A 22857-nucleotide genomic window follows, 5' to 3' on the forward strand; every position below is an offset into this window, starting at 1 on the left:
GACTAATGACTAATGACTAACGAAAAGATGATTTTTCGCAATCGCGTCGTTGACAAAGGTCAACTGAGAAATTTGATTTCTTGGGCGTTTACCCATTATGGAACGGCGCGTACCGCAGTAATGGCGGATAAATTAAAGGATTTAGGCTTTCGCTATGCTACCAGAGCCGGGGTTTCCATTAGTGTTGATGACTTGATGGTACCACCTAGCAAGCGGAGTCTTTTGGAAGCGGCTGAAGAGGAAATTCGCGCGACTGAAGTCCGTTACCAACGGGGAGAAATTACGGAAGTAGAACGTTTCCAAAAGGTAATAGATACCTGGAACGGTACTAGCGAAGCCCTCAAGGATGAGGTGGTTACTCACTTCAAACAAACCAACCCCCTTAACTCCGTGTACATGATGGCGTTCTCCGGCGCACGGGGTAATATCTCCCAGGTGCGTCAGCTGGTGGGAATGCGGGGACTGATGGCAGATCCCCAAGGGGAAATTATTGACTTACCCATCAAAACCAACTTCCGCGAAGGTCTGACGGTTACAGAATACATTATTTCGTCTTACGGTGCGAGAAAAGGGTTAGTAGATACAGCGTTACGCACCGCCGACTCTGGTTATCTGACCCGTCGTCTAGTAGACGTATCCCAGGATGTGATCATTCGGGAAATTGATTGCGGTACGACCAGAGGGATTCCCGTCCGACCGATGACCGAAGGTAGCAAAACCCTAATTAAGCTATCTACACGCTTGCTAGGACGGGTGGTGGGAGAAGATGTGATCCATCCCAAAACAAAAGAAGTGATTGCGGCACGCAATACCCCCATTTCTGATGACTTAGCCAAAGAAATAGAAAAAGCTGGGGTAGCAGAAGTTGTGGTGCGATCGCCTCTTACCTGTGAAGCTGCCCGTTCTGTCTGCCAGCACTGCTACGGTTGGAGTTTGGCTCACGCCAAAATGGTAGATTTAGGTGAAGCTGTCGGGATTATTGCGGCTCAAAGTATCGGGGAACCCGGAACCCAGCTCACCATGAGAACATTCCACACTGGTGGTGTGTTTACTGGGGAAGTAGCCCAACAAGTCCGTTCCAAAATGGATGGAACTATCAAGCTACCCCGAAAACTGCGGACAAGAACCCATCGTACCCGCCACGGGGAAGATGCCTTGTTTGTAGAAAGCAACGGGATCATGATTCTGGAACCACGCAAGGAAGGTTCCGAAACCCCAGCACCTCAAGAAATTCATGTGACCCAAGGTTCCACAATCTATATTGTTGATGGACAACAGGTCAAACAAGGTCAACTACTAGCAGAAGTTGCCCTTGGTGGACGTACCACCCGGACTAATACAGAAAAAGCCGTAAAAGATGTGGCTTCTGACTTAGCCGGAGAAGTGAAGTTTGCCGAAGTTGTTCCCGAACAAAAAACCGACCGTCAAGGTAACACTACTACCACAGCCGCTAGAGGTGGTTTGATTTGGATTCTCTCTGGAGAAGTGTATAATTTGCCACCAGGTGCAGAATTGGTAGTGAAAAATGGCGATCGCGTTGAAACTAACGGTGTACTTGCAGAAACTAAGTTAACAACTATACATGGTGGTGTAGTACGTCTACCAGAAGCTACTCCAGGTAAGAGTACCAGAGAAATTGAAATCATTACCGCTTCTGTAGTCTTAGATCAAGCAACAGTCACCGTCCAGAGTTCCCAAGGTCGCAACAACTACTTAATTACCACGGGTAACAACCAAGTCTTTAACCTACGGGCAACCCCAGGCACAAAAGTGCAGAATGGTCAAGTCGTCGCTGAGTTAATTGATGACCGTTATCGGACAACCACTGGTGGATTCCTGAAATTCGCGGGCGTAGAAGTCCAGAAGAAAGGTAAAGCCAAGCTTGGTTATGAAGTGGTACAGGGCGGTACACTGTTGTGGATTCCCGAAGAAACCCACGAAGTTAACAAAGACATCTCCTTGCTGTTGGTAGAAGACGGACAGTTTGTCGAAGCTGGTACAGAAGTTGTTAAAGATATCTTCTGCCAAAACAGTGGTGTGGTAGAAGTCACCCAGAAAAATGACATCCTTCGGGAAGTTGTGGTGAAGCCAGGGGAATTGCTCATGGTAGATGATCCAGAAGCAGTCATTGGGCGAGATAATACCCTGTTACAACCTGGTGAAGAACTGTTGGGGCAAGTTGCCACAGAACTGCGTTACATCCAGTATGTGGAATCGCCGGAAGGCCCAGCGTTGTTGAGCCGTCCAGTGGTAGAATTCGCTGTACCCAGTAACCCAGATGTGCCATCTACTACATCTGTCAGCCAACAAACAGGACGTTCGATTCAAATGCGGGCAGTACAAAGATTGCCTTACAAAGATTCAGAACGCGTCAAGTCGGTGGAAGGTGTGGAACTGCTGCGTACCCAACTAGTATTGGAAATTGAGCAGGAAGGCGAACAAGAACACAATGCTTCTCCTCTAGCCGCAGATATTGAGTTAATCCCTGACCCTGAGGATGCAGATGTTCAGCGCTTGCAGCTGGTAATTTTGGAATCCTTAGTGTTGCGTCGTGACATTGCCGCCGATGCCACCCAAGGCAGTACCCAAACTAGCCTAGAAGTGAAAGATGGAGACACCATTGTTCCCGGTTCCGTAGTTGCACGTACCCAAATCTTGTCTAAAGAAGGGGGGATTGTCAGAGGTGTGCAGAAGGGAAGCGAAGCAGTGCGTCGTTGTTTAGTGTTGCGTCATAGTGACATGACAACATTAAATACCAGTGCCAAGCCCAAAGTCAAAGCCGGTGATTTAATCGTCGCAGGTACCGAACTTGCCCCTGGTGTCTTTGCCGAAGAATCTGGGCAAATTGTAGCGGTGAAAAATGCGGGTGAAAGCACCACCACTCAAGACGCAGCACTTAGCACTCAGAACTACGCCGTGACTATCCGTGCTGGTCGCCCTTATCGAGTCAGCCCTGGTGCAGTATTGCAGATAGAAGATGGCGACTTGGTACAACGGGGTGATAACTTAGTGCTGCTAGTCTTTGAACGGGCAAAAACTGGAGACATCATTCAAGGTTTGCCTCGGATTGAAGAACTACTAGAAGCCCGGAAACCCAAAGAAGCTTGTATCTTAGCAAAACGTGGTGGGGAAGTTAAGGTAGTATACGGTGATGGTGATGAAGCGATCGCTATCAAGGTCATAGAATCTAACGGGGTAGTCACTGATTATCCTCTTGGCCCCGGACAAAACTTAGCCATGCCCGATGGTTCCGTTGTACCAGCCGGACAACCATTGAGTGATGGTCCTTCCAACCCCCACGAAATCTTAGAAGTATTCTTCAGTCTGGGTTCGGAAGACGGGGTTTATGCTTGCGCTAGCCACGCCTTACAAAAAGTGCAAACATTCCTAGTGAATGAAGTGCAGATGGTGTATCAATCCCAAGGTATTGACATCGCCGACAAACACATTGAAGTGATTGTGCGCCAGATGACCAACAAAGTGCGGATTGATGACGGTGGTGATACCACTATGCTTCCCGGTGAGTTGGTAGAATTGCGCCAAGTCGAGCAGGTGAATGAAGCAATGGCAATTACTGGCGGTGCGAGAGCGCAATACACACCAGTATTGTTAGGTATCACTAAAGCATCGTTGAATACCGACAGTTTCATTTCTGCCGCATCCTTCCAAGAAACAACACGGGTTCTGACAGAAGCAGCCATTGAGGGTAAATCCGACTGGTTGCGTGGTTTGAAAGAAAACGTGATTATTGGGCGATTGATTCCGGCGGGAACTGGTTACAATACCTATGATGAACCTGGGATGCTCGAAGATTATTCCACCCTGGAAACCACAAGTGTCTTGGATGAAACCGATGATCCTCTAGATATGGTATTAGATGACCGTACAGCTCGCGCCTACAATTTAGATTCTCCGGGTCTTGCGGAAACCGGATTCAGTAACCGTCGCTCAATTCTCGATGATGATGAGTTGATTGCTGATGAAATCCATGACCTCGTAGAGGCGGAAGTAGAAGTAGACGATGAAGTAGATGATGATTACGAGGATGATGACGAAGACGATGACGATTACGAAGACTAAAGTCTAATAGTTATCATCTAAATTAAAAAGGCAAAAGAATTACTTCTTTTGCCTTTATTTTATGGATTCAAATTCAGAAAATATGGTGCGTAGCCTACGGCACAATGTAATCCATGTCCTATATCAAGTTCGGGTCATTACTTACAATATTGTTGGTTTGATTGGTAATAGCTAATAGGCAATTTTTTACTATTACCTATTAGCTATTACCAAACACCGCAAATATTATTAGGGTTCAGACGAACATGATATTAAGTTTTTGGATCTACTTATTCACTACTTGATTGTTAGAAGTGTAGTAAACTTTCCCACCAGTATCGGGGACAAAATGGCAACTCACGCAAGAACGCCACAATGACTTCCAAATAGGTTCTTCTGACTTGCGGTAATATTCACCCATGACTGGTTTAATAGCCTCGGTAGCCTTCAGCAAATTATAGTGAGGGATATTCAAGAAAATGTGGTGTGCTACATGAGTGCCGATATCATGATGGATATGATTGACTAAACCATAATTGCGGTCAATGCTAGAAATTGCACCTTTGAGGAAAGTCCAATCTTCGCCACGATACCAGGGGATATCTGCCTCAGTGTGGTGTAGGAATGTGACTAAATCAAGCCAGATTACAAACACGATATATGGTGCAGCGTAGTATTTTAACAACCACATCCAGCCCCATTGATAAGTTAGGAAACCTAACGAAGCAACCATACAAGTCCACAGTACAGTGCTGGTGATGACATCCCATTTTTCTGATGGCTTGAAAAGAGGGCTACTAGGTAAAAAATGAGAGCCTTCCTTATTAGGAGAACGCTTAAACAAATACACTGGATAAGCCAGTAGAAAGACGTAATAACGGCCTATCTTTTGCCCTAATGGCATTTCCTTGTATTGCGACTCAGTCACAGGATACCAGCTTTCATCATTATCGATATTGCCAGTATTTTTGTGATGAGTTCTGTGACTAATACGCCAACCGTGATAAGGGACTAATATGAAGGTGTGAGTCAGATGCCCAACTAAATCATTGAGCCATTTATGCTTAGAAAAAGATTGGTGTCCGCAGTCATGTCCAACCACAAACAAAGCCCAAAACATCGTTCCTTGCATTAACCAGAAAATTGGCCAGAAATACCAAGAATCTAGGTAATGAGCAACTGCGTATAGTGAGCTAACAATCACTACATCACGAAAAAAGTAAAACAGTGATTTGCCCACGTTTGGTTGAAAACATTCAGCCGGAATAGCTGCTTTTAAATCCTGAAGAGTAAATGGCAGCGTAGTTGTATTCTCTGATTGGTCAAAGCTAGGAGAATTATCGGAGGGGATTGTAGTTGATTGCACTTGATTCTGTTGTGGGATATATATCGGACTTTACTGGAAGCATGAATTGAGTAACTATGATTCAGCGATGTCTGCGAAGCTAGCTCTCACACATCCAAAGAAGTAATCAAGGGATGAAAAGGTAGAATTGATAATCCATTGTATGGATAATAGCCCAGGTAAACAAGCCACATCCAACAACAGGGTTTTAATGTTTGGGTGATTATTTATGATTGCTGAATTCTTATTCAAAAATTTCTGGCAATTCACATATTAATTATCAGTAAATAGTGAACTGCCAAAATTTATTGAATTTACAGAATCATAAATTATTTTTTGCCATGAGGATTTTAAGTTAGCATCGCATCTAGCTAATACTAATGGCTAAAAAACCTATCGTCCTGCGTAATAATCTTTAAAAGGCTGATAGCCAACATCAGTTCGATACAGTTGACATTCGTCAGTAATGAACTTCATTAAAGACCAAGAAAAGCGAAGTTCATCATGTAGATAATCACCCCAATTTTCTTTAATGCTGCTGTAAGCTAACCGCAAATTATAAGAGGGAATAGCGGTAGAAAGGTGATGAGGAACGTGGACGTTAATATCGTGACACAACACTTCTACCCATTTGGGATAATCACAATGAATAGTCCCAAATAACTGTGCCATAGCTTCATGCCATTTGTTCTCTGTTTCAAAAGGAACATCTGGAAATGTATGGTGAACAATGGTGAAGGTACTCATCCAGAAATGATAACCCAGCCAAGGCACAAACCAAAATTTTACAAATCCCCAAATACCAGTTGTAGCGATGAGGGTGGGAAAAGCAACTGCGGCAAATAAAACTACTACAGCAACAGAAAGTTTCACATCAGCTTGGTCTTTAACTTTGAACTTCCGCCAATCGAAATGCACGACAGCCCAATGTCCAATTGAACCTACCCACCAAAGCCTTTGACGCATAAACAACTTAAAGGCAGACTGACGAGTTTTACCCCAACTGGCAAACACTTCTGGTCTGATAGGATGCCAAGCATTGTCTTCGTCTAACTTGTTGGTGTGCTTGTGGTGGTGATTATGCTTAATCCGCCAGCTATGAAAGGGATATATTAACGGCATCATAAATATATGCCCTACCAAGTCATTTACCCAACGACGTTTGGCAAATGAACGATGTCCACAATCATGACCAATCACAAAAAAACCTGTTAAAGCAGTACCTGTAAAAATCCAGGCAATGGGTAAAAGAAACCAAGGTGCGATCGCCAAACTCCAGTAACCTAAACCAACCATGACAACACTGAGTAGTGCTTGTGTCCACGCTTTGCGACGGTTCTGCTGAAAACATTCTTTTGGCAGAGTTTTAATAATATCTTTGAGCCTTAGTTCGGGATTACTAAGCTTATTTTTTATTTCCTGATTTTTGATGATTGATGTAGTCATGAAAACCTGAATAACAACAAAACCCTCTACCAAGCCACCACAAAAGTAACTGGCCGCAAAGTACTTGATAATTAACGTTCTGCATCATAGCAACTTTAGCTAGCCAAGCGCACCTGTAACTAATTTCCAGAAGCTATTTGAGAACTAACGAGTAGATATTTGGTTGCGAAAAATTACTAAGTCATTAGTCATTTTTTAGACAAATAACTAATGACACATAATAAACTAATTACTGCTTTTTGTCTGCTAGTTTGACATTAGTTGCTAAACCAAGTACTTGCAGCAATTGCACCGTCATCCAAGTCAGATCAACTTCCCACCATTCCAACCCGTGACGAGCTGAATATTGAAAAGCGTGGTGGTTGTTGTGCCAGCCTTCGCCAAACACTAGTACAGCTACCCACCAACAGTTAGTAGATTTGTCTCCGGCATCATAGGTGCGGTAGCCAAATTTATGGGTAGCGCTGTTTACCAACCAAGTACAGTGGTAAACCCAGACGATGCGAAAGAAAATTCCCCAGACTACAAAAGACCAGCCGCCCAGATATAACAGCAACAACCCCAGAGCAATCTGGATAAAAATGAAATATTTCTGTAAAAACTGATAAACTGGGTCTTCGGCAATATCTTTGGTGAACCGAGGAACATCAGCGTGGGAGGGAGAGTGATAAATTAGCCAACCAATATGGCTCCACCAGAAACCTTTATTAGAATCATGGGGATCTGGGTCAGTATCGGAATGTAAATGATGAATGCGATGTGTCCCGACCCACTCGATTGGCCCTCCTTGACAGGCAAGAGTCCCGCAAAGCACTAGGAAATATTCCAACCACTTGGGAGTCTGAAAACTGCGGTGGGTGACAAGGCGATGAAAGCCTAAGGTAATACCCAAACCACCAGTGATCCAGTAAAGCAATAAAGCCACACCAACTGCCGCCCAGCTGAAATTACCAGGGACAAAGGCAAACAAAGCGCCGATGTGTAGCCCAAGGAAAAATAGGGTATTTACCCAATTGATTTGAGGTTTAGTTGAAGTAGCAATTGTCATGCAGTAACTCGAATTAAAATTGTTCAGCCTAGTCTGTGCGATTTTGCAATTCGCATATTTATAGTTTTTTTGTTAACGAGGAAGTAATGAACAGCTTGGAACAGCTGCGGCAAGCAGAACAGGCACTGTTAGAGATTTTTTCTGGAATTGACGCTCAGGTCAAGCAAAATCTGAAAAGAGTGCTGGAAGCCTTTCGTAATCAACGCGTAGGAGCGCACCACTTTGCTGGTGTAAGTGGTTATGGTCACGATGATTTAGGTCGAGAAACTTTAGACAAAGTTTTTGCCGAGGTAATGGGTGCTGAAGCTGCGGCGGTGCGGGTGCAGTTTGTTTCGGGAACTCACGCGATCGCTTGCGCCCTGTTTGGTGTACTCCGGCCTGGTGATGAAATGTTAGCAGTAGTTGGTTCCCCCTACGATACGCTCGAAGAAGTCATTGGTTTACGGGGTCAAGGTCAAGGCTCCCTTATTGAGTTTGGCATAAAATACCGCCAATTGGAGTTAACTTCCCAAGGTTCTATTGATTGGCAAACTTTAAGCACTAGCATTACTGATAACACCCGCTTAGTTTTAATTCAGCGTTCTTGTGGTTATTCTTGGCGACCTAGCTTATCCATTGCCGATATTGAAAAAGTGGTCAATTTAGTCAAACAGCAAAATCCTGACACTGTTTGCTTTGTGGATAACTGCTACGGCGAATTTATCGAAACCCAGGAACCTACCCACGTTGGTGCTGATTTAATGGCTGGTTCCTTGATTAAAAATCCTGGTGGGACAATTGTGACGGCTGGTGGTTATGTAGCTGGACGGGCTGACTTAGTAGAAGCAGCCGCTTGCCGCCTGACTGCTCCTGGTATTGGTAGTTATGGTGGGGCGACATTTGACCAAAATCGCCTGTTATTTCAAGGATTATTTTTATCGCCCCAGATGGTGGGTGAGGCGATGAAGGGAACTCACCTGACTGGTTATGTATTTGACAAACTTGGTTATCCAGTAAATCCTGCACCCCTCGCCCCCCGTGGAGATGTTATTCAGGCGATTAAACTGGGTTCTGGGAAGAAGCTGATTGCCTTCTGTAAGGCTGTACAACAGAATTCACCCGTGGGTTCTTACCTTGACCCCGTTCCCGATGATATGCCGGGGTACGAGAGCCAAGTAGTGATGGCTGGGGGGACATTTATTGAGGGGAGTACTTTGGAATTTTCGGCGGATGGGCCTTTACGTGAGCCTTATGTGGTGTATTGCCAGGGGGGGACTCATTGGAGTCATGTGGCGATCGCTCTAGAGGCGGCGATCGATGCAGTAGGAGAAGCTTGAGCTATCACTCTGGTAACTTATACTGCCCCACGATGCGCTTGGCAAACTCAGGAACGTGCGCCTCCAACTTCTCAGGATGATTCCGCTTTACAAACAAATAATTGCGGGTAAAGTGGGAATCTATGGAGAACCGCGCATACTCTAACCCTTTAGGGCCAATTTTATCAATCACCACACCCATCATTTTTGCCACCCACATGGGAAGTGTCACACCTTTGTCATAGGCGGATATTCCCTGTTGTACAGCCTCTTGTCGATTGCCTTGGGACATTACAGGTTGAGTATCTAACTGGTCTTGCACCAAGTCCAGCATTTCTTTACCTGTATTATTTCTGACAAGAATCCACTGCCAGCCGAAGGGTGCGCCCATGTAACCCACTACTAAATCGGCTAGGGAGTTGACGTAATCAAAACAACTCATGCAGGAAGGAGCAAAAACATCTTTGAGTTGATTCGTTTTTAAACCAAAGAAGGGGACTTTCTCAATTGAGCCATCTTCATGTGTGAAGTGAATGCGGAAATCCTGCATGAACTCATAGTGTACAACTGTCTGAGGGGAGCGACTGGTGGTTTCTAAGAATTTTTGCAGTCCGGCGCGGGTGACGTTATCTACACAAGGTGTACCTAAAACGTAGAGCTTTTCTAAACCCAATTTTTTTTCTACAGCTCGTAAGGCTTGGATTTGGCAACCAACACCAATGACTAACAGTCGCTTCATCCCTGATTTTTCTACTTGTTCCAATATTGATAGATTGGGGGAGAGTGTTGGTTTGTTTACCCGCGCTGCTAGTATTTCTTCTGGGGTGCGAGCAATTACGGGCATGGGTTGGAAGCGATCTTCTTTGCTGTTTTGGACGCAGACAACGCCTTCCACTAGGCCACGATTCAGCATTTCTATGGCAATACTGCTGACAATACCAGTCCATTGTGCGCCTGGAATTGGTTGCTGTTTCCTGGCTGCAATCATGTCTTGATGAACACCAAAGTAGAGTTCATCAGGATGATCGAGATTGCGCGATCGCTGGTGTGCCTGTTCTTCGAGTGTGTCTATCTGCTGGGTAATAAAAGCACAGGCTTCCTTGACATAGTGGATATAATATGTATCGCACAGCCCGCACTCGCTGCATAGTTCCTTAGCAGGGCGACGGCTATTGGGTTTTAAGGCTTTGGCTTTTTTGTGAGGGAAGAGCGAAGTCATGTTAAGCGCAATTTGTTATCTCAAAACTTAAGATAGCGGAAGCCTGCACTTTATACAAAATTTCCTCGCCAGATGCAATATTTAGTTCTTGTCTTCAAGGGTTAGTACAACTGACTACTGACAAGCAACCAGAGAAAGTGATAAGGATAAATTATATTGACTGATACCCACCGAATTTTTGATGTTAAGAGTTTCAAAAGTTAAAAAGGCGGGTTGTCAGAAGTTAGGTATTGTATTGCTGGAAGCAGGCAATGTGATGATGGAGCCATGAAAAAAACGGTTGAAGTCCTACCGGATCAAACAGCGCTAATTGCGCGATCGCTCGATTTGATCCTGACTAAGTTAGATACTGCCATAAAACAGCAGGGGCGATTTACCATTGCCTTATCCGGCGGTAGCACACCTAAGCCGTTGTATGAAGCGATCGCTGCCCAAAAATTACCTTGGGATAAAATTCATGTTTTCTGGGGAGATGAACGTTATGTCTCGCCAGATCATCCCGATAGTAATGAACTGATGGCCCGTACTGCATGGCTAGACCGCGTTGATATCCCCGCCGAGAATATTCATGCTGTCCCCACTTTAGATAATAATCCGGCAGTATCGGCTGCTAAGTACGAACAGCAATTGCAAGCATTTTTTAACTCTGCACCCGGAGAGTTTCCCGCTTTGGATGTGGTATTGCTAGGCATGGGTGATGATGCCCATACTGCATCTTTGTTTCCCCACACAGAAGCTTTACAAGTACGCGATCGCTTAATTACTGTGGGTAATAAAGACGGCAACCCCCGCATAACCTTCACATACCCATTCATTAACGCTGCTCACAGTGTAATTTTTGTGGTTGCAGGTGCTAACAAACGGCCAGCCCTTGCTCAAGTATTTGCTCCGAGTGCAGATGACTTAGCTTATCCATCCCGCTTAATTCGGCCGCAAGGTGAACTTTTGTGGCTATTGGATGCAGCCGCAGGCGCGGAACTCTCAGTTTGATTTTCCCATCACGAGTAATTGTTAAAATCGGAAGCTAGAGTTACCGCCTTGCCGCATTTCTCATAAAAAACAAGTCTAACCTTTGGGTGTCTACTGCAAAAGCCGCTCCCAAGGTTAGTTTGCTTGTTAGGAATATATTTTTAGGATGCTCTTGAACAAAGGCTTAAATCAATGATCGTCTGTCCAAATTGCAACCACCCCAATCCAGACGGCGCTGTCCAATGTGAAGCTTGCTACACGCCGTTACCCGCCACCAGTAATTGTCCCAACTGTGGCGCAACTGTCCAATCTGATGCTGCTTTTTGTGGTCAGTGTGGCTTTAACCTGCACTCAGTCGCCGCGCCTGCTGCTACTGTCGCTACAGTCGCCCCTGATGTTCCAGTGGAACTGCCACCATTAGCTAATCCCGATCCGCTTTTAGAATTGTTACAACCCAATGCCTTAGGCCTTGATCCGGTTGCTAATGAGACTCCCCCTGCACCAGCACCCTTACCACCTACAGCCGTAGCAGCACCCCCGTCTGCACCTCCTGTAGTGGTGGAAGTTACACCTGCCCCACCACCAGCACCAGTAGAAGCAAGTATTCCTACTCCCCCACCCGAACCCGTAGCGCCCCCAGAACCAGTTCCAGCAGTAGAAGCACCAGCACCAGCACCAGAAACTGTTGTAGCTGCACCTCCTTCTCCTGCTAGAACCCAATTACAGCAAATTACAGCCCGGTTAGTTCACGTCCAAAGCGATCGCGAAATAGAATTACCACCCAGCTTATCTGTGGTTCATATTGGTAAACCAAACGATCGCATTCCTCCCGATGTCGATGTTTCCGGCTTTGCCAACTCCGAGATTGTCTCACGGGTACACGCGGATATTCGCCTAGAAGGTGACGCGCACTATATAGAAGATGTGGGCAGTTCCAACGGCACTTACATTAACAATTTACCTCTACTACCAGGCAATAGACACCGCCTCAGACCAGGCGATCGCATCAGTTTAGGTAAAGGTGATTTGGTAACTTTCCTCTTTAAACTCGCTTAACTAAATTCAGGGTATGGGGGTGTAAGGGTGTAGGGGTATCAGTGTTTAAAACCCTACACCCTTACATCTGAAATATGGGTACAAAATAGTAATAGTTACGAATTACAAACTAATTATGAGCCAGCCAGGGAAAGATTTTGAAACCTTACTGCATCGAGAAGCCCCCCTAGAAGTTGAGAGAATGGGATTAACTTGGTTAGTGGGAGCAGCAATCGCTACAGCAATGTTGTGGCAAGTTCCAGGCGGAGATTATATTTTATACCCCTTTACCATCCTCGCTACTTGGTTCCATGAAATGGGTCATGGCTTAATGGCTGTGCTTTTGGGTGGTCAGTTTCAGCAATTACAAATTTTTGGTAATGGTTCCGGTGTCGCCAGCTATGCCATCAGCAGATCCTTAGGCCCCATCGGCCCAGGTTTAGTTGCCGCCGCCGGGCCAATGGGGCCGCCACTTGCAGGTGCAGCCTTGATTTTAGCCTCCCGCAGTTTTACCACTGCCTCCCTGAGCCTGAAAATTTTAGGAAGTTTTTTATTAATTTCTACATTAATTTGGGTACGTTCCCCCTTTGGATTGGTAGCTATTCCCTTGTTAGGATTAATCATTTTGGGAATTTCCCTCAAAGCTCCCCGATGGATGCAGGGATTTGCCATTCAATTTTTAGGTGTACAAGCCTGTGTCAGTACCTACCATCAATTAGATTATCTATTTAGTTATTCTGCTGGTTCTTTGGGATTATCGGATACAGCCCAGATGGAAAAATATTTATTATTACCCTATTGGTTTTGGGGTGGATTAATGGCGATCGCCTCTTTGATCATTCTCATCCAAAGCCTCCGCGTTGCTTATCGCTCAGTTTAGTCAACAATCAAAAATCAACAGTCCTCCCCAATCCAAAACACATTGCATAATTGTTAGGAAGTGGCAACCTCTTAATTGAGGAAACTGTCTTATCTTAAGTTGTGGACGTTATAGTCCAGAACTGCTAACAGATACTAATGTGACTTGATGATCAGCATGAAATTTCAACTGTTGTTAGGCTCTTTACTTTCCCAGATTAAAGTCCGTCATTGGTGGCTAGGTATCTTATTGTGGATCGCTTTGGTTGCCCCAGCGCAAGCCTCTGTCATCTTGCGCGTGGCCATTGAGCGGGGAGTCAATCAAGCTAGAGTTGGCAGTTCCACAACGGCAATTGTCAAAGATAGTACAGGGCGTACTTTGGGACAATTGCCAGCGATGAGTTCCTTTTATGCCCAAGCTGTGCCTGGGGGAGTGGCTTTAGATAAATGGCAGTCTGGCTTATTTTGGATTGAACCCTCAGGGAAAGGATTCGTTTATATAGGCGATCGCTGGTTTCGTGGTAGAACTTTGGTTGTACCCACAGAAAAAGGTATAGATGTGGTTAACTGGGTAGATTTAGAAGAATATCTCTACAGCGTTGTTGGTGGAGAAATGAATTCTAGCTGGCCGGGAGAAGCCTTAAAAGCTCAGGCGATCGCCGCCCGTACCTATGCCCTATACAAGCGAGAACAACAGCGTAGTAACCCGGTTTATGATTTAGGTGATACCCCAGATCGCTGGCAAATTTATAAAGGAGTCAGCAGTGAATCTCCTTCAACCTATGCCGCCGTTGATGCTACAGCTGGGCAAGTATTAACTTATAACAATAATCTCATTCTTTCAGTTTTCCACGCTTGTTCTGGTGGACACACGGAAAATGTGGAAGATGTTTGGAGTAATCCCCTTCCTTATCTACGCGCTGTTCAAGACTACGACCAAAACATTAAAGAATGTAATTGGCAAAGAACTTTTACCCCAACAGAAATTAGCTCCAGAATTTCTGGTGTAGGCAATATCAGGGAAGTAGTTGCCGAATCCTTTTCACCGTTCCGTAGTGTCAAAGCTTTAAGAGTCGTGGGTGATAAAGGTACAAAAGTCCTGCGAGGCGAAGAAGTGCGTACTGCCCTGAAACTCAGAAGTACTCGCTTTAACGTCACCAGAGGCGCAGATGGTAGCTTTACCCTCCAAGGCGCAGGTTTTGGTCATGGTTTAGGTATGAGCCAATGGGGTGCTTATAATTTAGCTTTACGCGGCGCTAACCACCTGCAAATACTAGGACATTACTATCAGGGTGTCGCCCTCACACCCATTAAGGCGAAGTGATTGAGCATTGGGGACTGGGGACTGGGTAGTGGGGACTGGGGACTGGGGATTGGGGATTGGGTCTTTCTCCCCCTGCCTCCCCTGCCTCCCCTGCTTCCCCTACCTCAAGAGCTTATCTGAACTGTATTGAATTGATATTACTCCCCACTCTCCAACCTCCTCCGCCATTCAGCCTCAATTTGTGCCGATCGCTCAACCTCTTGGTCAAGTAAGTCGGTTTCGGTAGAATAAACTAAATCTTCATTACCAATAAATTTCTCCTGGGCAAACTGACTGGCGTAGTTGATTTTTTGTTGTAAAGCTGTATCAGGACTGGTTAATACTCTGGCACGGCTTAGGCGATCGCGGTTCCGTCCGATAATCTTCCCATTACGCCACTTAATCCAGAAGTAACGTAATAAAGGTATGCCCAAAAAACCGATTCCATAAGCCAGCAACAGCCAATAAATTCCTTGTACGAAAGCGACTAAGCCACCCAACTGTGCAGCAACCGTACCATCTACCAATAAATTACCCAGCACCAAAGCACCAACTAGATTGACTATACCCAAACCTGCACTGAGCATAACTTGTCCGGAACTAGCGGCACTAAAACGCCAGGGAAATTCTTCCAAATAAACTGACAGTGGTTGCTGTTGTTTTTTGCTGGCTCTCACCTGCAACTCTGGGAAATAATAGACAATTTGTCCTTCAGGACTGACACTTGGTTGCCCGTTGAATCGTAACAGCACAGGCAACATATAATCTTCGTATTCTTGCTGATAGACTTCGCCTATATCATCTAAGTATGGGGCAATTTGTTCTGCTACCACTGCACCACGGCTACCCCGAATCACAGTCGCAATTTCTTGCCAACGGCGTTCTTCTAAATTGGCATTAGGATTACCATCGCCGAACAAAAATGAAAATACGGCCTCAAAGAAGTTCAAATCACTGCTTTCTTGGCTACTACGCCGTCTTTCTGGCGCAGAATAGCCATAGTTGGGGTTGAAGTACCAAAATAAATCAGGAAAGTAGAAGAACCCCCAACTACCACTAGAATTACTACTGCGATCGTCATTATCGTTACTCGAATTCATTGCCGTGATGATCAAAAAGATGGCAATAGTAATCAGCGCAATGGAAGCAATTAGAAAAATTCCAAAAGAAATGCGAATCAGGTAAAACAGAATTTTCCATATCTTCTGCCACCATTCTTGCAATCGTAACTTGAAATATTTATTCCGTAGAACATCCCGAAAATTTCGAGGGAACAGGTAAACAATATCACCCGTTTCTGCTACCTGCAAATGTCCACCCGCATCGCTAGCTAAAGCTAACAACCCTTGCCCAGCCTCCGCTAAATTTAACCCAGCCTGAGTTGCCACATCACCAACAGTGACTCGGTAACCTAGTTTTTCCACAGCCTGCATAATAGTGGGATTGGGAGCCATAGCTCTTCCCCTCCTGTTGAAATTTTTCTCCTTTACTCAAGTATAAAGTTTGATTCTCGGAGACTTGTTATTGGCGTGGTGAGTTGTGAGTTTCTGGAAGTTCTCTAAATTTTGAATTTTTTAGGTGTAAGCTTAAGCCGTAGGCTATGCAGGGATTTTGAATTGATTGCCCCGGCCTCCTTCCTATTCCCTTTAATGTTAAAATATACTTATTAGGCCTGGTTAATCACAATATGGTTCAGTACACACTAGCTCAAAGTCCGGAAATCATCCTCACCGTTTCTGGGAAAGATTCAGCCAAAGCCCGTGACAGAGCAATGGATCAGTTGGTTGAGTTAATTGATGCTGGTAAGCTGCCTACAGAATTAGAAGAAGGATTTGGCCCTCAACAATTAATAGAGGTGAAAGAACCATCTGCCGAATCGCCTAGTGGTGAAGACTCGATTACACAAGCTGTCCAAGTCTTGAGCAACTTAGCCACACTCAAGCTAAAAGTGCAGGAGTCACGCACTGAAGCTTTAGAAATTCGCAAGGCTGTTGATGTCCTATTCTCCGATGATTCTGTAACGGAAGAAGAAATCACACGCCTCAAGGAAGGTTTTAAAATTCTCAAAAATTTTGCTCAAGCAAACCTACGCTACCAAGAAGCACGAGCTAAAGCGGAACAGGCTAGACAAGTTTTAGATCAGGCTTTAAAGTCACCAGACAAATAATTGTCTTTATTTCCTCACAGGAAGCTGGGCGAAACTGTTTAAGTTGTTAATGATCTTGAAAAAAAGTACTTCTGAGCAGAATAAGTCTTGCCCAACTTAGAACTTTTATACTAATAAATTTTGTTTCGTATTCTCTAACATATTTTCAAAGAATACGATGATATTTACTAAGGAAATATTGATTGGTTAGAGTTAGTAATAACTGGGGCGCTAGGATTCGAACCTAGGGATGTCGGGACCAAAACCCGATGCCTTACCACTTGGCGACGCCCCAAAGCTTTCGACTTTATTAATATAGCAGTCTGTGTAGGGGATATGTCAAGTACTTTGAAAAAATATTCTGAACTAAGATGGGTGCTGTAAGTTATTCTCGCTACCCCCTGCCCTTCAAACTCCCCATTTAATGCAGTGGCCAAAATTGAATTAGTGCAAATGCTATGGCAGCACTACCCAAAGGCACAGTCAAATTGTCAACCCCCAAGAAGGAAAAGGCTTCTAAACTAGTGGCGACAAAAGCCACCGCTAGTGATACAGTCCAAGTCTGCCAAACGTTGCCTAGTACACCAAGTAAAATTAAGCTACATACTAAGTAGCTAGCTAAAGCCATAGTTAAGGAGCCTTCCCAGCTTTTTTGCGCTCCTAAAAGTTTATATTTATGCTTACCAAATCGCTGTCCAACCAAAGCCGCTAATCCATCACCCCAGGCCATTACCATCATGCCGATCGCCGCATATTGGGGTTGTTGTATATGCCAAAACCAAGCCACTAAAACGCCGACACTGACAGCGTAAAAAAATGTGCCTAAGCTCTGTCTACCCACACTATTAATACCTGGGAGAAGTGGGAAAATGTAAGACAACAGAGTGACTACACTTGCCACAATGGAAGCACCAATGCCTACACTGGCAGGAATATCTAACCACCAAGCCAGTAAAATCACATGGCCAGCGCCAATGTGAACTATTTTTCGGACTATTTCCGAGTCGCTAGTGGCAAAGCGATTTACCAGCCCAGCGATCGCCAGAATAAAGGATACCCAAGCTGCAACAATACTAATTTGCAGCCATAAAGGCGGTGTTGAGATTAATTCGGAAACTAAGTTTAACAAAGATAATACAAGATAGAAAGTTTGTGCCTTTCTTACCAATTTATAAGATTTGGGCGACGCTCATGAAGCAAATATTTATTTGGTTGATCAAGGGATACAGGATGTTTATTTCGCCGCTATTTCCCCCGACTTGCCGCTTTCAACCCACTTGCTCAATGTATGCCCTCGAAGCAATTGAAAGATTTGGCGTGTTCCGTGGTGGCTGGATGGGGATTCGCCGCATTTTGCGTTGTCATCCATTCCACCCAGGCGGTTATGATCCTGTACCAGAGGTGGGTGAGCATTGTTGTCATCATGATAGCGGGAAGTAGGGAGTGAGTAAATTTCTTTCCCTAAACCCCTAAACCCATATCTGATTAACAAAATTTGTGGGCTGTTTTGCCTGTTGATAGTGAACTTTACCCGTAAAGGGAATATAATCTATGCGCTGTTTGGATGGAAGTAAAGGAAATTAACCACAGAAGTCCAAAATTCGTTATTCTTTTGATATCCTGGCGAAACTACTCGTGGTTTTTTGCTGATGTTTTCATTTATTAGCTCTGCCAATCCTTGGTTAGTAGGAGTAGGACTAAATACTATTTTATTGAGTTTAGTCTGGTTCGCTCCTAAAAAACTGCTTACCCCAGCAGGTGTGTTTCATGCTTGGTTATTGGGCATATTGATTTGGGGTACTTTAGGCTGGCAAGGATATTTAGTAGTTACCTTTTATTTTCTTGTAGGTTCTGGTGTCACACGTATCGGGATGGCACAAAAAGAAGCTCTTGGTATTGCCGAAAAGCGTTCGGGTGCAAGAGGCCCGGAAAATGTGTGGGGTTCTGCTTTAACTGCGGCGCTGTGTGCTGTGGGCGTAGGAATTATGAATGCTGGGCTTTTTTCACCCAGTTCCCAATCCCTAGTTCCCAGTCCCCAGTCACTACTGTTACTCGGTTACGTCGCCAGTTTTAGTACAAAACTTTCTGATACCTGCGCTAGTGAAGTGGGTAAAGCTTACGGCAAAAGTACTTTCTTAATTACGACTTTGCAACCAGTTCCTAGAGGTACAGAAGGGGCTGTGAGTTTAGAGGGGACTTTAGCTGGTGTGGTGGGTTCTGTGGCGATCGCTATTACAGGTTGGGGAGTCGGTTTAATTTCTCCCTTGGGAATTGTTTGGTGTGTCTTGGCTGCTTTGATTGCCACAAATTTAGAAAGTGTAATTGGTGCGACATTGCAATCAAAATACACATGGTTAACTAATGAAATTGTTAATATTCTTAACACCTTAATTGGGGCGATCGCTGCCATATTAGTTGCCTTTGTTTGGGCAAGCTCTTTTGGTTAGGGTAATAGTTTTAGGTACTGAAGAATAAAAAATTATTTTTTGACTCAAGACTTAAGACTTACTACTTAAATATTACTGAAAATATGCTTAAATTCTTTCTCAGATTCATATCTGGAGTAGAAAAATACGACTATACAAATAAATGTCAATTAAAATACGAAATCAAATTAAGCTGAAATATTTTTATCTTGAAAGTTGCCATTACTTATTAATAGTTTATAAAATCTTATCTTTAGCTGTTTTTACCAGGTGATTTCATGGAAACTCTATCATTTTTGAGCATTGACGACCGCCCCATTTCGATTGAACAAACCGTAAAATACCTACAATCCTCAGGGAAGTTGGGTCAATTTATTAGTGATGTCCTTCGTCAGTACGTCATTGAGCAAGAAATTCAAGGGCGAGACGATGTAGAAATCAATCCGGCATTAACTGAACAAACAGTGATTGATTTTCGCCTAAAAAATCAACTCGCTGACCCCCAAGCTTTTCAAGACTGGTTAACTAACAATGGTACGGACTATGCCAGATTCCATGCCTCAATTACTTTTAACTTTAAATTAGAAAAATTGAAAACCTTAGTGACAGAAGCTAAACTCCCAGAATATTTTATTGAGCAGAAAATCTTTTTGGATCGGGTGGTAATATCGCGGATTGTGGTTGATAGTCGAGAACTGGCAGAGGAATTACAACTGCAAATTGCAGAAGGGGGCAGTTTTGAACAATTAGCTAAAGAGTATTCTGTATTAGACGATCGCCTGGTTAATGGCATGATGGGGCCAATTAGTCGGGGAACTATGCCAGACAAATTACGGGCTGCTATTGATGTGGCTACTCCTGGTCAATTAGTCGGGCCTATAGAAATTGATGGACGTTATGGTTTGTTTCGGGTGGAACAGTTTCTACCAGCGTCTTTAGATGATATTCAACTCAAGCAAGCGTTACAAAACGAACTATTTGAAAAATGGTTAGCAGAGAAAATTCAAAAGCTGACGGTGAAATTACAAGTGAGTTAAAAATTCTAGATAACGAATCTCTAAAAATCAAAGTGCTAGCTGCCATACCTTGGAATCAACCGCCTCTCAATTGGCTCACCTCCGAACAAAGATCCCTTTTAGAAGAACGTTTAGAAATCCGTCGTTATCGACTAGGAGAAAAAATCTGGTCAAGCGAAGCGGGTGGTTATCAGTTTTTCATTGTGGCTGGGAAAGTCCGCTTACGGGAGGAAGGAAGCGGTCAATCTTTAGCTGCTATACAAATGGGCGATTGGTTTGGTGACTTACAAAAGCTACCGGGAGAATACAAAGCTGTAGCTGCTAGTAAGGAAGTGATAGTGGCTTGTTGGGATACCCATCTGTGGGCGCAAATATCTACTCCCGCGATGGAAGATTTTTGGCTGGGATTGGCGAAACAAGAGCATACTGAGATGGAGAACGAGGTTACATCCGTCCAGTCTCCTGCTTTGCAACAACCACTTACGCCTCCAGAACAAACTCCCCAAATTCCTCCACCTGTAACCCTGAGTTATCCTTTTGTTAGCAGTTGGAATACGGGTGCGGCTTGTTTAACAATGGCAGCCCAACATCTGGAAAATGCGGTGAATTTGGAATGGGTACAACGCCAACTGCGGGGGCAAAGTCCTAAACAAGTGGTAGAAGCTGGAGAAAAGTTAGGCTTGGTACTGCGAAGATTGCAAATGACTTGGGGTGAGTTGCGTCAGCTGACTTTCCCAGCTTTGTTGCAGTTACAAGCCGAGTCTATGCCTGATCCTTCTTGGGTGATCGCTTATGGACTAAAAGGCGATCGCTTAATTATTGCTAATCCCTTAAATCCTGATAATCTTTGTGAAAGTCTACCAGAATCAGTAGTGGAACAATGCTGGGATGGTCAGTTGTGGCAAGTAGAACTGATATCTAAGCAGGAAAAATTTAACCTGAGTTGGTTCACCCCAGCAGTTTGGAAATATCGCAAACTTTTAGCAGAAGTATTATTAGCGTCTTTTACCTTGCAACTATTGGGTTTAGGTACACCACTAATTACCCAAGTTGTCATTGATAAGGTGATGGTACAGGAGAGTTTACCAACTCTCGATGTTATGGCGATCGCACTTTTGGCGATCGCTGTATTTGAATCAATATTGGGGATTCTGCGGTTATTTATCTTTACTCATACAGCCAGACGCTTAGATTTAAGCTTATCAGCACAATTATTCCGCCATTTGATGCGCCTACCCTTGGCTTATTTTGAGTCACGGCGTGTAGGGGATACCGTAGCCAGGGTGCAGGAACTAGAACAAATTCGCCAGTTTCTCACAGGTACAGCCTTAACGGTAATTTTAGATAGCATCTTTGCCGTTGTGTATTTGGCATTGATGTTTTATTACAATATTCCTCTCACTTTTGTGGCGTTAGCGGTGCTGCCCTTATTTGCCACACTGACCATAGTTGCTACACCGATTTTACGTAACTGGTTGAACGAAACCTTTAACCGCAGTGCCGACAGCCAATCATTCTTAGTAGAAACGGTTACAGGTATCCACTCTGTCAAAGCTCATGCAGCTGAATCAGTAGCACGCGATCGTTGGGAAGGCTTATTTGCTCGTTTCGTGCGTACTGGTTTCAAAGCTTCCACCACATCCAACATTAGCAGTAATATTGGGGACTTTCTCACTAACTTTTCCTCCCTATTAATTCTGTGGTTTGGGGCAAAATTAGTCATCGACCAAAAACTAACAATTGGGCAATTGGTAGCCTTTCAAATGCTTTCTGGTAGAGTGACAGGCCCACTTTTACGCCTAGTGCAGTTGTGGCAAAACCTGCAACAAGTCCTACTTTCCGTAGACCGGATTGGCGATATCCTCAACGTTGCACCAGAAGCAGAGATGGGGACTGGCTTAGTTCTACCGCCCCTAAAAGGTCAAGTTAGTTTTGAGCAAGTCTTTTTCCGCTACAAAACCAATACAGAACCAGTACTGCGAGGGATTTCCTTTAATGTAGAACCGGGACAGTTTGTAGGAATTGTTGGGCGCAGTGGTTCTGGGAAAAGTACCCTATCCAAGTTGTTACAAAGGCTTTATCAAATTGAATCAGGACGCATTCTCATTGATGGTTTTGATATCAAAAGTGCTGATTTGTCCTCCCTGAGACAACAAATAGGCGTAGTTCTTCAAGAAGACTTCTTATTTAACGGTTCCATCTTGGAGAATATCACCTTGGGAAATCCCGATATTACTGCCGAGCAAGTAGTAGAAGCCGCTAGACTAGCTGTAGCCCATGACTTTATCAGTCAATTGCCCTACGGTTACGAAACTAACGTAGGAGAGCGGGGTACAGCTTTATCTGGAGGACAAAGACAACGCATTGCTTTAGCCAGGTTGTTTCTCTGTGATGCGCCGATTTTAGTATTAGATGAAGCGACCAGCGCTTTAGACAGTGAAACAGAACAGCAAGTGTTACAAAATCTGCAAAAGATTTCTGCCAACCGCACTGTATTTCTGATTGCTCACCGCTTTGCACCCTTGAAACGAGCAGATTTGATTCTCGTTTTAGAAAAAGGCGTGATTGCAGAACGGGGAACCCATCCAGAGCTTTTGCAACAAAAAGGCTTGTATTGGTCACTGTACCAACGTCAACAAGCCAACGTGTAAGCAGTCGTAGTTTTTTAATTTTTACCTATTACTCACAATCC

Annotated in this window: 17 protein-coding genes and 1 tRNA gene; 11 read left to right on the forward strand and 7 right to left on the reverse strand. The window is 44.3% G+C overall.

The genetic code is table 11. The features are described 5' to 3' along the window. Positions 1-12 precede the first annotated feature (12 nt). A complete protein-coding gene (locus GSQ19_RS00720) occupies positions 13-4080 on the forward strand; it encodes a DNA-directed RNA polymerase subunit beta'' (RefSeq protein WP_011320889.1) in 4068 nt (1355 codons plus the stop codon). 265 nt (positions 4081-4345) lie between these two features. Here GSQ19_RS00720 and GSQ19_RS00725 read toward each other — a convergent pair whose 3' ends face one another. The 3 genes from GSQ19_RS00725 to GSQ19_RS00735 form a co-directional block, all read right to left on the reverse strand. Beyond that, the gene (locus GSQ19_RS00725; RefSeq protein WP_011320890.1) at positions 4346-5425 is read right to left on the reverse strand and encodes a DUF3474 domain-containing protein; all 1080 of its coding nucleotides are present in this window, start codon (positions 5423-5425) and stop codon (positions 4346-4348) included. Between the two features lie 372 nt (positions 5426-5797). Continuing rightward, on the reverse strand, positions 5798-6850 hold the full coding sequence (locus tag GSQ19_RS00730) for a fatty acid desaturase (protein WP_011320891.1): 1053 nt from the start codon (positions 6848-6850) through the stop codon (positions 5798-5800). Positions 6851-7079: 229 nt separating this feature from the next. Then, positions 7080-7898 (reverse strand): acyl-CoA desaturase, encoded by an 819-nt coding sequence (locus tag GSQ19_RS00735; RefSeq protein WP_011320892.1) that lies wholly within the window; start codon positions 7896-7898, stop codon positions 7080-7082. Positions 7899-7984: 86 nt separating this feature from the next. Between GSQ19_RS00735 and GSQ19_RS00740 the strand changes: the two genes are divergently transcribed. After that, the gene (locus GSQ19_RS00740; RefSeq protein WP_011320893.1) at positions 7985-9214 is read left to right on the forward strand and encodes a methionine gamma-lyase family protein; all 1230 of its coding nucleotides are present in this window, start codon (positions 7985-7987) and stop codon (positions 9212-9214) included. Between the two features lie 4 nt (positions 9215-9218). Here the strand turns inward: GSQ19_RS00740 and GSQ19_RS00745 are convergent, their stop codons facing one another. Then, entirely contained in the window at positions 9219-10412 is a 1194-nt protein-coding gene (locus GSQ19_RS00745) for a Coenzyme F420 hydrogenase/dehydrogenase, beta subunit C-terminal domain (RefSeq protein ID WP_011320894.1), read from the reverse strand. A gap of 267 nt (positions 10413-10679) precedes the next feature. Between GSQ19_RS00745 and pgl the strand changes: the two genes are divergently transcribed. The 4 genes from pgl (at position 10680) to GSQ19_RS00765 (ending at position 14598) form a co-directional block, all read left to right on the forward strand. Beyond that, positions 10680-11402, forward strand: coding sequence for a 6-phosphogluconolactonase (pgl, locus tag GSQ19_RS00750; RefSeq protein WP_011320895.1), 723 nt, complete (start codon positions 10680-10682; stop codon positions 11400-11402). Positions 11403-11573: 171 nt separating this feature from the next. Then, positions 11574-12437, forward strand: coding sequence for a double zinc ribbon and FHA domain-containing protein (locus GSQ19_RS00755; RefSeq protein ID WP_011320896.1), 864 nt, complete (start codon positions 11574-11576; stop codon positions 12435-12437). A 115-nt stretch (positions 12438-12552) separates the two neighbouring features. Then, a complete protein-coding gene (locus tag GSQ19_RS00760; protein WP_011320897.1) occupies positions 12553-13296 on the forward strand; it encodes a M50 family metallopeptidase in 744 nt (247 codons plus the stop codon). Between the two features lie 147 nt (positions 13297-13443). Further along, positions 13444-14598, forward strand: a complete 1155-nt coding sequence (locus GSQ19_RS00765; protein ID WP_011320898.1) for a SpoIID/LytB domain-containing protein — start codon at positions 13444-13446, stop codon at positions 14596-14598. Positions 14599-14735: 137 nt separating this feature from the next. Here GSQ19_RS00765 and GSQ19_RS00770 read toward each other — a convergent pair whose 3' ends face one another. After that, positions 14736-16031 carry a hypothetical protein gene (locus tag GSQ19_RS00770; protein WP_011320899.1) on the reverse strand — a complete coding sequence of 432 codons (1296 nt, stop codon included), beginning with the start codon at positions 16029-16031 and terminating at the stop codon, positions 14736-14738. Positions 16032-16264: 233 nt separating this feature from the next. Between GSQ19_RS00770 and GSQ19_RS00775 the strand changes: the two genes are divergently transcribed. After that, positions 16265-16744 carry a hypothetical protein gene (locus tag GSQ19_RS00775; RefSeq protein ID WP_011320900.1) on the forward strand — a complete coding sequence of 160 codons (480 nt, stop codon included), beginning with the start codon at positions 16265-16267 and terminating at the stop codon, positions 16742-16744. A 202-nt stretch (positions 16745-16946) separates the two neighbouring features. On the opposite strand, the gene GSQ19_RS00780 is transcribed toward GSQ19_RS00775, so the two are convergent. Then, positions 16947-17018: transfer RNA gene (locus GSQ19_RS00780), tRNA-Gln, on the reverse strand. Positions 17019-17144: 126 nt separating this feature from the next. Next, a complete protein-coding gene (locus GSQ19_RS00785) occupies positions 17145-17852 on the reverse strand; it encodes a diacylglycerol/polyprenol kinase family protein (protein ID WP_011320901.1) in 708 nt (235 codons plus the stop codon). Positions 17853-17914: 62 nt separating this feature from the next. On the opposite strand from GSQ19_RS00785, the gene yidD reads away from it, so the two are divergent. From yidD to GSQ19_RS00805, 4 genes are all read left to right on the forward strand, one after another. Beyond that, positions 17915-18163, forward strand: a complete 249-nt coding sequence (gene yidD / locus GSQ19_RS00790; protein WP_104010058.1) for a membrane protein insertion efficiency factor YidD — start codon at positions 17915-17917, stop codon at positions 18161-18163. A gap of 209 nt (positions 18164-18372) precedes the next feature. Then, positions 18373-19170: a TIGR00297 family protein gene (locus GSQ19_RS00795; RefSeq protein ID WP_011320903.1), complete on the forward strand. Its 798-nt coding sequence runs from the start codon at positions 18373-18375 to the stop codon at positions 19168-19170. Between the two features lie 257 nt (positions 19171-19427). Continuing rightward, positions 19428-20186: a peptidylprolyl isomerase gene (locus GSQ19_RS00800; protein WP_011320904.1), complete on the forward strand. Its 759-nt coding sequence runs from the start codon at positions 19428-19430 to the stop codon at positions 20184-20186. Then, entirely contained in the window at positions 20135-22816 is a 2682-nt protein-coding gene (locus GSQ19_RS00805) for a type I secretion system permease/ATPase (RefSeq protein ID WP_041456377.1), read from the forward strand. The genes GSQ19_RS00800 and GSQ19_RS00805 overlap by 52 nt, the downstream gene beginning before the upstream one ends. The last annotated feature ends 41 nt before the right edge of the window (positions 22817-22857 follow it).

Source organism: Trichormus variabilis 0441, from assembly GCF_009856605.1.
In the GTDB taxonomy this organism is placed as follows: domain Bacteria; phylum Cyanobacteriota; class Cyanobacteriia; order Cyanobacteriales; family Nostocaceae; genus Trichormus; species Trichormus variabilis.